We start from the raw sequence: 13085 nt of genomic DNA, 5'->3' as shown, positions 1-13085 counted from the left end.
GGGGAGCTCCCGCCCCGTTCGTCCCGCGTCGCACAGCCGCCTTGACCCGGTCACCCGCGATCGGGATATTGCGCGCCGAGGGCGAGTTGGAGCAGCGTTTAGACCATGACGGTTCAGGCCGTTTGGCGTGGCCTCGTCCGCGTCATCCTCGTTATCGCGATACTGACCCCGTCCTGGGCCTCGGCACAGCCGGCGGCGCCCGCCATGGCCGGCCCGACACTGCAGGCGATCCGTGACCGCGGCCATCTGATCTGCGCCACCGCCGACCCGTTGCCCGGCTTTGCTCAGCCCGGCGCCGATGGGCGCTGGACCGGCTTCGATGTCGATTTCTGCCGCGCTATCGCGGTCGCCGTGTTCAACGACGCCAGCAAGATGGAGTTCGTGCCGCTCTCGGGCGACAGCCGCTTCGCTCAACTGCAGACCGGCAGCATCGATCTCATCGCCCGCAACGCCCCCTGGACCATGCGACGGGATACCGGCTACGGCGCCAGCTATGTCGCCACCTCATTCTATGACGGGCAGGCGATCATGGTGCCGCAGTCGCTCGGCGTCGTCTCGGCCTATGAGCTCGACGATGTCCGTGTCTGCATCGTCGATGCGCCCGAGGGGCTTGCCAACCTGCGTGAGTTCTTCTTCGGCACCCAGGCGACCTATACCGAGGTGCTCTACGAAGACCGCGAGGACCTGACCGTCGCCTACCGCGAAGGCCGCTGCAATGCCGTCTCCGCTTCCGCCAGTTTCCTCAACGCCATGCGTCGCAGCCTGCCCGAGCCGGCCACCCATCGCATCCTGCCCGAGCGCATCTCCAAGGACGCCTTCGGCCCGGTGATCCGCTCCGGCGATGACCAGTGGTTCGATATCGTCGAGTGGACCCTGTTCGCGCTCATTGATGCCGAGGAAGCCGGCGTCACCTCGCTCAATATCGGCTCGCTCGCCGCCGCCAAGACCCACCGCATCCGCCGCCTGCTCGGCCTTGAAGGCACCTTCGGCCCGAGCATCGGGCTCGACTCGATGTTCATCGCCAATGTCATCAAGGCTGTCGGCAATTACGGCGAGATCTTCGAGCGAAACTTCGGCCCTGCCACCGGCGCCGCCGTGGTCCGCGGCCAGAACGCGCTGTGGATCAACGGTGGCCTGATCTGGGCCCCGCCGATCGAGTAGTTTCTGCACCCCTCAAGGGGCAGGGAGGCCCGCCGCCACCACGGGCCTCAAGCTACCCGAAAACCACCGACACCCGGCGGTTGATCGCGCCCTTCTTCTCGATCTTGCCGAGCCGCAGCGGGCCGATCTCGCTGGTGTTTTTGACATGCGTGCCGCCGCAGGGCTGCAGGTCGACATCACCGATCCGCACCAGCCGCACCCGGCCCTGGCCCATCGGCGGCTTGACGTTCATCGATTTGATCAGCCCGGGATTGGCCTCGAGCTCGGCGTCGGTGATCCACTCGGCCGAGACCGGCAGCGCCGCCTCGACCAGATCATTGAGCTTCCGTTCGACCTCGGCAGTGTCGGGGACATCGGGCAGGTTGAAATCCACCCGCCCCTTGTCCTCTCCCACCGCAGCACCGGTGATCGGGTAGGGCAGCACCACCGTCACGAGGTGCAGCGCCGTATGCATGCGCATCAGCTTGTGTCGGCGCTCCCAATCGAGGTGCGCGATCACCTCATCGCCCACCGCCAGCGGCGGCTGCCCCTCGACCGGCAGGTGCACGATCACCGTCTTGTCGCCATCGGGGTGGATGGTGCCGCCGAGGCTGACGAACGAGCCATCGGCCCGCTCCAGCCGGCCGGTGTCGCCAGGCTGGCCGCCCGATGTCGCATAAAAGATCGTCCGGTCCAGCACGATCCCGCCCTCGGGCGTGATCGCTGTGACCAGCGTCGGCAGCGAGCGGACATAGCTGTCCTCTCGAAAGATGAACTCAGTCACGCAACAGGCTCCGCCTCAACGACTGACTGCCAGTCTATGGGCGTCCTCTGCTCAAGCCAATGCGGCACCGGCAGGTTCTTCGAGCGCAGGAACTCGGGGTTGAACAGCTTGCTCTGATAGCGATTGCCGTAGTCGGCAAGGATGGTGACGATGGTTTTGCCCGGCCCGAGGTCGCGCGCCAGCCGCACCGCGCCGGCGATGTTGATGCCGGACGAACCGCCGAGGCAGAGCCCTTCGTGTTCGAGCAGGTCGAACACATAGGGCAGGGCCTCGCTGTCGGGGATCTGGTAGGCGCGATCGACCACGATATCTTTGAGGTTCGCGGTGATGCGGCCCTGGCCGATGCCCTCGGTGATCGAGTTGCCCGAGCTCTTGAGCTCGCCGGTGGTGTAGTAGCTGTAGAGCGCCGCGCCCTCGGGGTCGGCGAGGCCGATCTGGATGTTCGGGTTCCTGGCCTTCAGCGCCATCGAAATGCCGCCGAGCGTGCCGCCCGAGCCGACTGCCGAGACGAACCCATCGATCTTGCCGCCGGTCTGCTCCCAGATCTCCGGGCCGGTGGTCTCGATATGGGCCTGCCGGTTCGCGGTATTGTCGAACTGGTTGGCCCAGATCGCGCCGCCCGGCAGTTCCTTGGCCAGCTTCTCGGCCAGCCGGCCGCTCAGCTTCACGTAGTTGTTTGGGTTCTTGTAGGGTTTGGCGGGCACCTGGATCAGTTCGGCGCCGAGCAGCGTCAGCGCGTCCTTCTTTTCCTGGCTCTGCGTCTCGGGGATCACGATCACCGATTTGTAGCCCAGCGCATTGGCCACCATGGAAAGCCCGATGCCGGTATTTCCGGCAGTGCCCTCGACGATCGTCCCACCGGGCCGCAGCAGCCCGCGCTTCTCGGCGTCGCGGATGATGAACAGCGCGGCACGATCCTTCACCGATTGCCCCGGGTTCAGGAACTCCGCCTTGCCCCAGATCTCCGAGCCCGTCGCGTCGGACACGCGGTTGAGCCGGATCAGGGGCGTGTTGCCGATGGCGGAGATAACGTCGCGGTGGTTGGTCATGGGGCCGGAGGGTGGGCTGTGGAGGTTGGCCTGAACCTAGGCGGCAGCCCCTTCACTGCCAAGGCTTAAGCTGCGGAATGGTATGGGATTTTCCGGCCCGCACGAGAAAGGGCAGGATTTCGCGCGGTCATCGGGATTGTCGGAATTTCGGACCTTGCCACATCTGAGTTCAGTCTGCCTCTAGACCCTTTGTCCTCCAGGCAAAGGCGCGTCACAGCAGGCCTACAGCGCCTTGAACGCCTCCAGCGCCCGCTCGCGCGAAACTTTGAGGTCGACGATCGGCGCGGGGTAATCGAGCGCCACGGCATCCGGCGCCTCCCAGGGCTGGTGCACCAGCTTGTCCGGCAACCCTGCCACTTCCGGTACCCAGCGCCGCACGTAGTCGCCGGCCGGATCGAACCGCTCGCCCTGTGTCACCGGGTTGAAGATCCGGAACCAGGGCGAAGCGTCGAGCCCGCTGCCGGCCACCCATTGCCAGTTGCCGGGGTTGTTCGCCGGATCGGCGTCGACCAGCGTGTCCCAGAACCACTGCTCGCCCTTTCGCCAATCGATCAGCAGGTTCTTGGCGAGGAGCGACGCGGTGAGCATCCGCACCCGGTTATGCATCACCCCGGTCTCCCACAACTCGCGCATCCCTGCGTCGATGATTGGGATACCCGTCCGCCCATGCCGCCAGGCTTCGAGCGCCGCATCGGCATGCCGCCATTTGAGCCCTCTATGCTTCTCGACCATCGGCACGGTCGCGATGTCGTCGCGGTGGTAGAGCTGGTTGTAGTTGAAGTCCCGCCAGCCCAGCTCCGACAGGAATTTGTCGATTGCCGAGGCCTTGGCCGGTACGTGATGCGCCATCGCCAGCGCCGCGTGCCACACCTGTCGTGGACTGATCTCGCCGAACGCCAGGTGCGGCGACAGTCCGGAGGTTGCTGCCTTCCTGGGGATGTCGCGATCCCCGGGATAGTCGAGCACCAGTTCATCGAGAAACCGATCGAGCCGCTCGCGTGCTGCCGCCTCGCCGATCTGCCAGTGCCCGGCGAGCTTCCGGCCCCAGTCCGCTTCGCGGTAATCGGCATCGACCTGCCTGGGTCTGATCGCTTCGCCGTGCCTTGGCCTCGGCAGCGGCTTGTCGATCTCGCGCTTCTTCAGCGTGTTCCAGAACGGCGTGTACACCGAATAGGGCTTGCCGGCGCCGGTTGCCATTTCGAACGGCTCGACCAGCAGGTTGGCAGCAAAGCTCTCGGTCGCTATGCCCTCGCGCTTCAGCCGCGCCTTGATGCCGGCATCGATTTCGCGCTCCGCCGGTCCATAGCGCCGGTTCCAGTACACCGCGTCGGCACCATGCGCGGCGATCGCCTTGAACAGCTCAGCCTCGGCCTCACCCTCGACGGTCTCGAGCGGCACGCCAAGCTGCGCCAACTCCTCCGCCAGCCGGTTGAGGCTGTGATGCAGCCACCAGCGGCTCGCGGCGCCGCGCCGCCGCAGCCTGCCATCTGTCGCCTCGAAGTGGATGGCGTGCGCCTTGCCGTGCTTCAGCGCCGCAACCAAGGCAGGGTTGTCGGCGATCCGCAGGTCGTTCCGCAGCCAGACCAGGGCCGTTCCAGTCATGGAATAGATTTTCCTTTGCTCGGTATCCCCGACGCAGCCGTTCTTGTCATGACGATCATGCGACAAGCTCCACCTTTACAACGCCTGATACGCGCAAACAGGCGGAATAGTTGACTTTTTTGGTAGTCTAGTGGCGCTTGCCGCCCTTGTTTTGAGCGCGTATTTGACTGCCGTTGCAACATGGTTCCCCAGCGCCAATGAGTTCCGTCGGCCCGCGTGGCCTCAGCCACCTGAAGTCCCTCGAGTCCGAAAGCATCGAAATCTTCCGCGAAGTCGCGGCAAGCTTCGAGCGTCCGGTGATGATGTATTCCATCGGCAAGGACTCGTCGGTGCTGCTGCACCTGGCGCGCAAGGCCTTCTTCCCCAGCCGCATCCCGTTTCCGGTCCTCCACATCGATACCAGGTGGAAGTTCCGCGAGATGATCGAGTTCCGCGACCGCATGGCGCGTCAGCACGATCTCGATCTGATCGTGCACACCAATCCGGATGGGCTGGCAGCGGGCATCAACCCGTTCGATCACGGCTCGGCCGTGCATACCGACATCATGAAAACCCAGGCGCTGCGCCAGGCCCTCAATGCCGGCCAGTATGACGCGGCCATCGGCGGCGCCCGCCGCGACGAGGAGAAGTCGCGCGCCAAGGAGCGCATCTTCTCGCATCGCAACGCCCAGCACGCCTGGGATCCGAAGAACCAGCGGCCCGAGCTGTGGCGCATCTTCAACACGCGGCTGGCGCCCGGTGAGAGCATGCGGGTGTTCCCGATCTCGAACTGGACCGAACTCGATGTGTGGACCTACATCTACGCCGAGGGCATCGAGATCCCCGACCTCTACTTCGCCCGCCGCCGCCCGGTGGTGGAGCGCTCCGGCACCCTCATCATGGTCGATGACGACCGCTTCCGCTTCAATCCCGGCGAGACAGCGCGCGAAGAGATGATCCGCTTCCGTACTCTCGGCTGCTATCCGCTGAGCGGCGGCATCCGCTCCGACGCGGCCGACCTGCCGTCGATCATCATGGAAATGCAGGCCTCCCGCACCTCGGAGCGCGAAGGGCGCCTCATCGACTCCGACAGTGTCGGCTCGATGGAGAAGAAGAAGCAGGAAGGGTACTTCTGATGTCGAGCGTACCCATGACCGCCTCGTCTGCTGAAACCGCCCTCGAACTTTGGCTCGCCGAACAGACCGACAAGAGCCTGCTGCGCTTCCTCACCTGCGGCTCGGTCGACGACGGCAAGTCGACGCTGATTGGCCGGCTGCTCTACGACAGCCAGCTGATCCTCGACGATCAGCTGGCCAGCCTCCGCAAGGAAAGCCGCAACCGCACCACCGGCGATGAAGGCATCGATTTCTCGCTGCTGGTCGATGGGCTCACCGCCGAGCGCGAGCAGGGCATCACCATCGACGTCGCCTACCGGTTCTTTTCGACCGACAAGCGCAAGTTCATCGTCGCCGATACTCCCGGCCACGAGCAGTACACGCGCAACATGGCGACCGGTGCCTCGAACGCCGATCTGGGCATCGTCCTGATCGATGCCCGCAAGGGTGTGCTGACCCAGACCCGCCGCCACAGCTTCATCCTGAGCCTGATCGGCGTGAAGCACGTGGTGCTGGCGGTCAACAAGATCGACCTCGTCGGCTACGATGCCGACGTGTTCAACGCCATCGAGGCCGAGTACCGCGCCTTCGCCAAGGATCTTGGCTTCGAGACCCTCGTCGCCATCCCGCTCTCGGCGCTGAAGGGTGACAACATCCTTGACCCCAGCCCGCAGACGCCCTGGTACAATGGCCCGCAACTGGTGCCGTATCTCGAGAGCATCGAGGTCGCGACCGACCGCGTCGAGCAGCCGTTCCGCTTCCCGGTGCAGTGGGTGAACCGCCCGAACCTCGATTTCCGCGGCTTCTCCGGCACTCTGGCCTCGGGCGAAGTGAAAGTCGGCGACGACATCCTGGTCGCCGCCTCCCGCAAGCCCGCGAGGATCAGCCGCATCGTCACCATGGACGGCGACCAGCAGCACGCCATCGCCGGCGAGGCGGTGACCCTGGTGCTCGATCGCGAGGTCGATATCTCGCGCGGCGACGTGCTGGTGCACCCCGGCGAGACGCCGGACTACTCCAACCAGTTCCAGGCCCGCATGGTCTGGATGAGCGACGAGCAGGCCATCCCCGGCCGTTCCTATCTCTTGAAGCTCGGCGCCCAGCAGGTGCCGGCCTCGATCACCGCGCTGAAGTTCAGAACCAACGTCAACACGCTCGAGCAATCGGCTGCAACGACTCTGGAATTGAACGAAGTCGGCACTGTCACCATCGCCACCGACAAGCCGATCGCCTTCGATAGCTATAGCGATAACCCGCTCTCGGGCAGTTTCATCCTGATCGACCGCATCAGCAACGCCACGCTGGGCGCCGGGGTGATCGAGTACGGCCTGCAGCGCGCCAAGAACCTGAGCTACCAGTCGTTCGACGTGAACCGCCGGGTCCGCGCCGAGATGAAGGGCCAGACGCCGCAGATCGTCTGGTTCACCGGGCTGTCGGGCTCCGGCAAATCGACGGTCGCCAACCTGATCGAGAAGCGCCTCACCTCCGAAGGCCGCCACGCCTATATCCTTGACGGCGACAACGTCCGCCACGGCCTCAACAAGGATCTCGGCTTCACCGACGAGGCCCGCGTCGAGAACATCCGGCGTGTCGCCGAAGTGGCGCGGCTGATGGCTGATGCCGGGCTGATCGTCATCGTCTCGTTCATCTCGCCGTTCCGCAACGAGCGCCGGCTGGCGCGCGAAGTGGCGGGTGATGTGAAGTTCACCGAGGTGTTCGTCAACACCCCGCTCGAGGTGTGCGAAGCCCGCGATCCCAAGGGCCTCTACGCCAAGGCGCGCCGCGGCGAGATCAAGAACTTCACCGGCATTTCAAGCCCCTACGAGGCGCCGGAAAAGCCCGACATCGTGCTCCACGGTGCGCTGCAGGATCCGGTACAGATGGCCGACGACCTCTACGCCCGCGTCTTCGAGTGGGATACCGGCTACTCGATCTAACGCCGCACGCACGGGATCTCCCTCCCCCTCGGGGCGACCTCTTGTCGTCCCATGGGGGGGGAGCGAAGCAGGACTTGGCATTGCCAAGTCCGTTGCGCAGCTGGGTGGGGGTCTTCACACGCTCCGCGCGTCTTGCCACCCCCACCCTTGATCCCTCCCCACAAGGGGGACGACAAGAGGTCGCCCCGAGGGGGAGGGAGACGACTGAGACACGGCCACCACACTTCCTGTGAACACCTCGCCATCGGCTGGCGCCGCCCTCCGATCGATGCGACAATGCCGGTCAGGTTGATTGGCTAGTATCTCATGCGCAACGCGTTCCGGCTCCTGTTGTGGCTGCTGCTCCTGTGGGCATCGACCGCTGCCGCGCACGCTTCTTTCGATGATTCGAAGCTCTGGTTCGAACGCCTGAGCGACGAGGAACGCTCCGCCACCCAGACCGACCTGATCCTGCTCGGGTACTACCAATACCTGGTCGATGGTCAGTTCGGCCGCGGCACCTTCGACGCCATCGCCGCGTTCCAGAAGAACCAGGGCAGGGCCACGACCGGCGTTCTCACCGATTTCGAACGCCGCGCGCTGCGCGATCAAGCCGGAAAGGTCGATAGCAGGCTCGGCATCGAACTGGTCAGCGACACTCCGGCGCATGTCGCCATGATGATCCCGCTGCGCCTGCTATCGATCCGCAACCCGACCGATGCCGGCACCTCGTATGTCAGCGAGGATGGCGAGTTTTCGCTCGAAACCATGCATGTTTCGCTCGCCGACCAGTCGTTCGAGGCGCTGTTCGACGTGATGACCAGCCCCGATCCGGAGCGCACCGTCACCTATCGCAGCTTCGGGGCAGGGCGCTTCGTCGTCTCCGGGCAGATCGGCGACTATTCGTTCTACACCATGTTCGTCAGCGCCGCCGGCGAAGCAGTCGGCTACTCGCTCGCCTGGGGCAAGGACTACGCTCACGAGGGCGCGGTCACCTCCGTCTACATCGCCTCGCACTTCACCCCGCTCGGCAACCTGCCGCCGCCCGACGAGCTGAAGAAGGCCGAAGGCACCGGCGGTGCGCCACCCCGCGGCGCCTTCGTCCTGCCCGTGGATCAGCCGGACCTGATCGTCCTCAACGCCGATATCACCGACCAGACGTCGGCCGAGTTCGACCGCGCCCTCGCCGCCCGCCCCAACGTTCGCATCGTGGCGCTCAACAGCCCCGGCGGCTCGGTCGATTCAGCGCTGAAGATGGCCCATGAGATCCGCAAGCGCGGGCTGACCACATTCGTGCCGCGCGACATGGGCTGCTACTCGGCCTGTGCCTATATCTTCTTTGCCGGCATCGACCGGCAGGCCGAGGGTGAACTCGGCGTGCACCAGATCTCGGCCGAGGTTGCCGACCTGGTGCTGGCGCAGACGACGCTCGGCGATGTGCTCGATGCGCTCGAGGAATTCGGCGTCCACCAGCAGGTCATCTCGCACATGCTGCGCACGCCACCCGACGATATGTACGTGTTCAGCACGGCCGAACTGACCGAGTTCGGTATCCTGAGCGGCGATCCGCTGAGCATCACGGTGGCCCTTGAACAGCCACAGGAGGCGCCGGGCAGCAGTGGCGCGGCGATCGTGCATCTGTCGAGCCAGTCGGACGCAGCCGAGGCCGAGCGGTCGCGCGCCTATGTCGAGGGCCGCTGGAGCACGCTGTTCGGCGAAGCCAAACCCGAGGTCGAGACCGCCGGCAACGTCTACCGCGTCCAGGTACCGACCCCTTCGCTCGAACGCGCCAACGCCATCTGCGCCGCCATCAAGGCCGACGGCGGCGGTTGCTACGTGACGGCAGCGGGAAGCTGATCACCGACGGTGAGGGCTTGAACAACCCCCTCGGCCGCAGGGCCGAGGGGCAACTGTAGCGACTGACAGCCTAGTGAACGAAACGCGGGGCGTCGGCGGCCGGCTTGCCGCCGGGCACCACGATGATCGCCAGCACGGCCGTCGCGCCGGCGACAATGGCCGAGAGCGTCAGCGCGTCGATGAAGCCGTTGGCAATCGACGGCGCGGCAAGGCTTGCCGCCGCGATCGCCGCGAGGATGGCCGCGCCCATTGCTCCCCCCAGCTCGTGGAACGTGTTGACGAGACCGGAGACGACGCCGGTTTCATGTGGCCCGGCATGCGCCATCGCTGTCGTTGTCGCGCTGACGAATACGGTGCCTAGTCCGAGTGCAGTCGTCGCCACCGAGGCGATCAACAGCATGGGCGAGCCAAGCGCGGTCGTCGCGAATGCCAGCGACGCGGCGGCGATGACGAGCCCGGCAACAGCGACGACCCGGGCGCCGAGGTGGCCAACAGCACGACCGGCAAGGTGGGCGCCGACGATGGTTGCCACGGCGACAGGCAGGAAGCCGAGGCCGGTATCAAGGGCGGTCCAGCCGAAGCGGCTTTTGCAACGCGAAGGAAAGCAGGAAGAAGGCGCCGACGAGGAGGCCGGTCGCCACCAGCATCAGCAGTGCTCCGGCCTGGATCGGCGGGCGGGTCAATAGCCGGAGATCGACCAGGGGCTTGGCTGCGAAGCTCTCGACCGCTGCGAAGACCCCGAGGATGACGATCGCCGCGCCGATAAACAGCATCCCATTGCCGAGCGAGCCGATTTGGGTGATGCCGATGACCAGGCTGGCGGTGCCGAGCGTCGCCAGGATCGCGCCGATCACGTCGAACTTGCCGTCACCAAGTCCGCGGCCGGCCGGCACGACCAGCGGTACCGCCATGGCAACGAGGATGCCGATTGGCACGTTGACGAAAAAGATCCAGCGCCAGCCCGGACCGGCGGTGAGCAGGCCGCCGAGCAGCACGCCAACCGCAGCGCCGGAGCCGCCGATGGCGCCCCAGATCGCCAGGGCGCGATGGCGCGAGCGGCCGGTGAACAGGCGGGTCACAGTCGAGAGTGCGGAGGGGGACAGGAAAGCGGCGCCGACACCCTGCGCCGCGCGGGCGGCGAGCAGCATGGTCGCGTCGGTGGCGAAGCCCGCGGCGAACGAGGCAACGGTGAAAACGATCAGGCCAGCCATAAAGACACGTCGCGAGCCGAGGAGGTCCGCGGATCGACCGCCCAACAGCATCAGGCCGGCGAACGGGATGGCATAAGCGGCGATGGTCCAGGCAGCGGAAGTTGGAGGAAAGCCGATGTCGCGGCTGAGATCGGGCAGTGCGACATTGATGACGGTGACATCGAGAATCAGCATGAACTGGGCGAGGCAGAGCAAAGCCAGGGCAAACCAGCGACCTGACGCGGGGGCGTCTTCTGGTGCGCTGGGATGGTGGGCTTCGGTGGCTAGGTGATGGTTCATGGACGTTCCTAACATGAACATATATGTTTGAGTTAACGACGGAACGTATACACCAGTGTTTGATTTAGTAAAGGGCTGACGATGCCGACTACCGACGGTGAACGTGCGAGGCGCTCTGACGCGCTGCGCAACCGAGACGCGATCATGGATGCGACGTTGGCCTGTCTCGCGCTCAACCCGTCCGCCAGCATGGCCGAGATCGCTCAGGCGGCCGGAGTCGGCCGGGTGACGCTCTACGGACATTTTTCCTCGCGGGAGGAACTGATCGACGCGGTGTTCGAGCGCACCATGGCCAAGGCCGAGGCAGAGTTGTCGGCCGTCGATCTCAGCGGCGACGCGCGGCGGGCGATGGAGCGGCTCGTCCGCAGCTCGTGGCGGATCGTAGCGGAATCGCACGCGTTGCTGGGAGCAGCGGAGGTGGCGCTGTCATCCGAGCGCATCCGCAGCCATCATCATCAGCCGATGGCGCGCGTCGCGGCGTTGATCGCCAGGGGCCAGGCAGAGGGAAGTTTTCGCGTCGATCAGCCGAGCGAGTGGCTGACCGCTTGCTTCCACACGATCCTGCACGCCGGGGCGGCCGAGGTTCGGGCCGGTCGCCTGACCGAGGCCACCGCGGCCGAGATCATTCCCGACACGGTGACGGCGCTGCTCAGTCCGCCAGGCTGATGGTGGTAAGGACCCGGACGCGAGGCGAGCAGGCCTTGCCGAATGCGGTTTCCTCAACCACCACGGGCCGCCATCAAGGCCGGCGGCTGAGCCAAGGCGCAGGTGGTCCTGGGCCGACTACCTGGTCGCACCAAGCCGCGCCAGCGCTTCTGTGAAGCCATTGGAACTCAACACAAACCTCACCGGCTTGCCGGTTGCTGTGGGGACGACGACGGCGAAGATTTCCGCCGCAGTAGCGAGCTTGCTCAGGTAGTCCGGCGCGAGGATCGCTTGAACGACGCACTTGCCGGCGTCGCATCGGGCGAATGGCACGGTCCGAAGCTTGCCGTCCCCGATGTCGAGGGTCAGGCCGCGATTGGTTGCGACATCGGCGGGCGTGCGCCACGCGGCGTGGACGACCCCTCCTGCATCCCGCCACACGGTCCACGCGAACACGATGCCCTTGGCCTCCCTGGCGGAATGCTGCTGCTCCATGTAGCAGGCTGTGGCGGCGTCCGCCGGGCAGATCACGAACCAGTCCTCGATCCGCTCGACCTTTGGGTTTGCGGCGACGGGTGCGGTCGGCGCTGGGTCAGGCGCCGCAGCCGAAACGGCGTCCACTGCCGTAGCGATTGGGAGCGATTGCCTCCAGAGCAGGTAGCCAACACCCGCCCCGCCGACCAGCACCAAGGAAAACACGACTGAGAGGAGCCATGCGAGCCATGGATGTCTGCGCCGCGGCCGGCGTTCACGGCTCGAACGCTGGCGGGGAACCGCCTCGCCGTCTGGATCGTCCTCGAACTGTGGTTCGACTCTCGGTACCCGCGGCATCGGCAACCGGTCCCTCGCCTTCAAGTCACGCGCTTGCGTCGGCGGAGCGCATCACTTCAGCTTCTGATAGATCGCCGTGAACCCGACCAGCGACAGTTCCAGGGTCACCGCCTGCTTGCTTGTGGTCTGGAACACGATGTTCAGCTGCTGCCCGTTTTGCATCGCGGCGAGCGTCTCCGGCGAAACGGGGCCGGTGGCGTAGCAGGCGTTGCGGTCGCAGGTCTGCAGTTCGAGCTGCTGCGTCGCGGCTCCATCAACATTGAAGCCGATCCCCGCCTCAAGATACACCACGCCCAGCGGCAAGGAGACATGCAGACTTGGCGCGGCTCCATCGGCCGGCAAGCGTAGCGTAGCCGTGCCGATCACCCGTTGGGTGTTCCGCACCACGGCTCGTATGGTCATCGTGCACTCGGCGCTCGATTGACGGGCTTCGGACACACAGCGACCGCCCCACACTTCGGTCGGCGCGGCGGCCTCGGCCTCAGCCTCACCGCCGAGAACCGGTTCCTGCGCCGCGGCCGGAGCAGAAAAACTCATTGCGACGACGAAGATATACAGAAAATTGCGCAATCCCATCTGCTGCTCCTCGTTGCCAACCGTGCAATAGGCAGGATGTACAGAAAGACGGTGAAAAACACAAGTCAGCGACGACCGAATGATCGGCTAAGTCCTTGAGA

At 65.5% G+C, this 13085-nt stretch carries 12 protein-coding genes; 5 read left to right on the top strand and 7 right to left on the bottom strand.

The genetic code is table 11. From position 1 onward, the window contains the following. The first annotated feature begins 105 nt into the window (after positions 1-105). Complete coding sequence (locus ASC68_RS10845; RefSeq protein ID WP_055878620.1) at positions 106-1161, top strand: amino acid ABC transporter substrate-binding protein; 1056 nt, start codon at positions 106-108, stop codon at positions 1159-1161. A gap of 52 nt (positions 1162-1213) precedes the next feature. On the opposite strand, the gene ASC68_RS10840 is transcribed toward ASC68_RS10845, so the two are convergent. From ASC68_RS10840 to ASC68_RS10830, 3 genes are all read right to left on the bottom strand, one after another. After that, entirely contained in the window at positions 1214-1924 is a 711-nt protein-coding gene (locus tag ASC68_RS10840; protein WP_055878619.1) for an alanyl-tRNA editing protein, read from the bottom strand. After that, positions 1921-2973, bottom strand: a complete 1053-nt coding sequence (locus ASC68_RS10835) for a cysteine synthase A (protein ID WP_055878616.1) — start codon at positions 2971-2973, stop codon at positions 1921-1923. Before ASC68_RS10835 ends, ASC68_RS10840 begins: the two co-directional genes overlap by 4 nt. Positions 2974-3195: 222 nt before the next feature. Further along, positions 3196-4575 (bottom strand): deoxyribodipyrimidine photo-lyase, encoded by a 1380-nt coding sequence (locus ASC68_RS10830; protein WP_055878612.1) that lies wholly within the window; start codon positions 4573-4575, stop codon positions 3196-3198. A 197-nt stretch (positions 4576-4772) separates the two neighbouring features. On the opposite strand from ASC68_RS10830, the gene cysD reads away from it, so the two are divergent. From cysD to ASC68_RS10815, 3 genes are all read left to right on the top strand, one after another. After that, positions 4773-5690 (top strand): sulfate adenylyltransferase subunit CysD, encoded by a 918-nt coding sequence (gene cysD / locus ASC68_RS10825; protein WP_055878611.1) that lies wholly within the window; start codon positions 4773-4775, stop codon positions 5688-5690. Further along, a complete protein-coding gene (gene cysN / locus ASC68_RS10820; protein WP_055878608.1) occupies positions 5690-7606 on the top strand; it encodes a sulfate adenylyltransferase subunit CysN in 1917 nt (638 codons plus the stop codon). Before cysD ends, cysN begins: the two co-directional genes overlap by 1 nt. A gap of 306 nt (positions 7607-7912) precedes the next feature. Beyond that, complete coding sequence (locus tag ASC68_RS10815) at positions 7913-9442, top strand: peptidoglycan-binding protein (RefSeq protein ID WP_055878606.1); 1530 nt, start codon at positions 7913-7915, stop codon at positions 9440-9442. Positions 9443-9512: 70 nt separating this feature from the next. Here ASC68_RS10815 and ASC68_RS29345 read toward each other — a convergent pair whose 3' ends face one another. Together ASC68_RS29345 and ASC68_RS29340 are read right to left on the bottom strand one after the other, a co-directional pair. After that, the gene (locus ASC68_RS29345; RefSeq protein WP_197421202.1) at positions 9513-9986 is read right to left on the bottom strand and encodes an MFS transporter; all 474 of its coding nucleotides are present in this window, start codon (positions 9984-9986) and stop codon (positions 9513-9515) included. Between the two features lie 16 nt (positions 9987-10002). Continuing rightward, positions 10003-10932: an MFS transporter gene (locus ASC68_RS29340; protein ID WP_197421164.1), complete on the bottom strand. Its 930-nt coding sequence runs from the start codon at positions 10930-10932 to the stop codon at positions 10003-10005. 81 nt (positions 10933-11013) lie between these two features. Between ASC68_RS29340 and ASC68_RS10805 the strand changes: the two genes are divergently transcribed. Next, positions 11014-11598: a TetR/AcrR family transcriptional regulator gene (locus ASC68_RS10805; protein ID WP_055878604.1), complete on the top strand. Its 585-nt coding sequence runs from the start codon at positions 11014-11016 to the stop codon at positions 11596-11598. 117 nt (positions 11599-11715) lie between these two features. Here the strand turns inward: ASC68_RS10805 and ASC68_RS10800 are convergent, their stop codons facing one another. Then, positions 11716-12198 (bottom strand): invasion associated locus B family protein, encoded by a 483-nt coding sequence (locus tag ASC68_RS10800; protein WP_197421162.1) that lies wholly within the window; start codon positions 12196-12198, stop codon positions 11716-11718. Positions 12199-12459: 261 nt separating this feature from the next. After that, positions 12460-12984, bottom strand: coding sequence for an invasion associated locus B family protein (locus tag ASC68_RS10795; protein ID WP_055878600.1), 525 nt, complete (start codon positions 12982-12984; stop codon positions 12460-12462). Between the last annotated feature and the right edge of the window lie 101 nt (positions 12985-13085).

Origin of the sequence: Devosia sp. Root105 (assembly GCF_001424865.1) — a bacterium.
In the GTDB taxonomy this organism is placed as follows: domain Bacteria; phylum Pseudomonadota; class Alphaproteobacteria; order Rhizobiales; family Devosiaceae; genus Devosia_A.
The sequence above is the reverse complement of the archived record's forward strand: the minus strand, read 5'-3'. Positions and strand labels throughout refer to the sequence as shown.

Excerpts from the sequence above, each read along its gene's own strand:
- cysN (WP_055878608.1), top strand. The coding sequence starts at position 5,690 with ATGTCGAGCGTACCCATGACCGCCTCGTCTGCTGAAACCGCCCTCGAA.
- ASC68_RS10830 (WP_055878612.1), bottom strand. The coding sequence starts at position 4,575 with ATGACTGGAACGGCCCTGGTCTGGCTGCGGAACGACCTGCGGATCGCC.
- ASC68_RS10805 (WP_055878604.1), top strand. The coding sequence starts at position 11,014 with ATGCCGACTACCGACGGTGAACGTGCGAGGCGCTCTGACGCGCTGCGC.
- ASC68_RS29340 (WP_197421164.1), bottom strand. The coding sequence starts at position 10,932 with ATGAACCATCACCTAGCCACCGAAGCCCACCATCCCAGCGCACCAGAA.
- cysD (WP_055878611.1), top strand. The coding sequence starts at position 4,773 with ATGAGTTCCGTCGGCCCGCGTGGCCTCAGCCACCTGAAGTCCCTCGAG.
- ASC68_RS10795 (WP_055878600.1), bottom strand. The coding sequence starts at position 12,984 with ATGGGATTGCGCAATTTTCTGTATATCTTCGTCGTCGCAATGAGTTTT.
- ASC68_RS10835 (WP_055878616.1), bottom strand. The coding sequence starts at position 2,973 with ATGACCAACCACCGCGACGTTATCTCCGCCATCGGCAACACGCCCCTG.
- ASC68_RS10815 (WP_055878606.1), top strand. The coding sequence starts at position 7,913 with ATGCGCAACGCGTTCCGGCTCCTGTTGTGGCTGCTGCTCCTGTGGGCA.
- ASC68_RS10845 (WP_055878620.1), top strand. The coding sequence starts at position 106 with ATGACGGTTCAGGCCGTTTGGCGTGGCCTCGTCCGCGTCATCCTCGTT.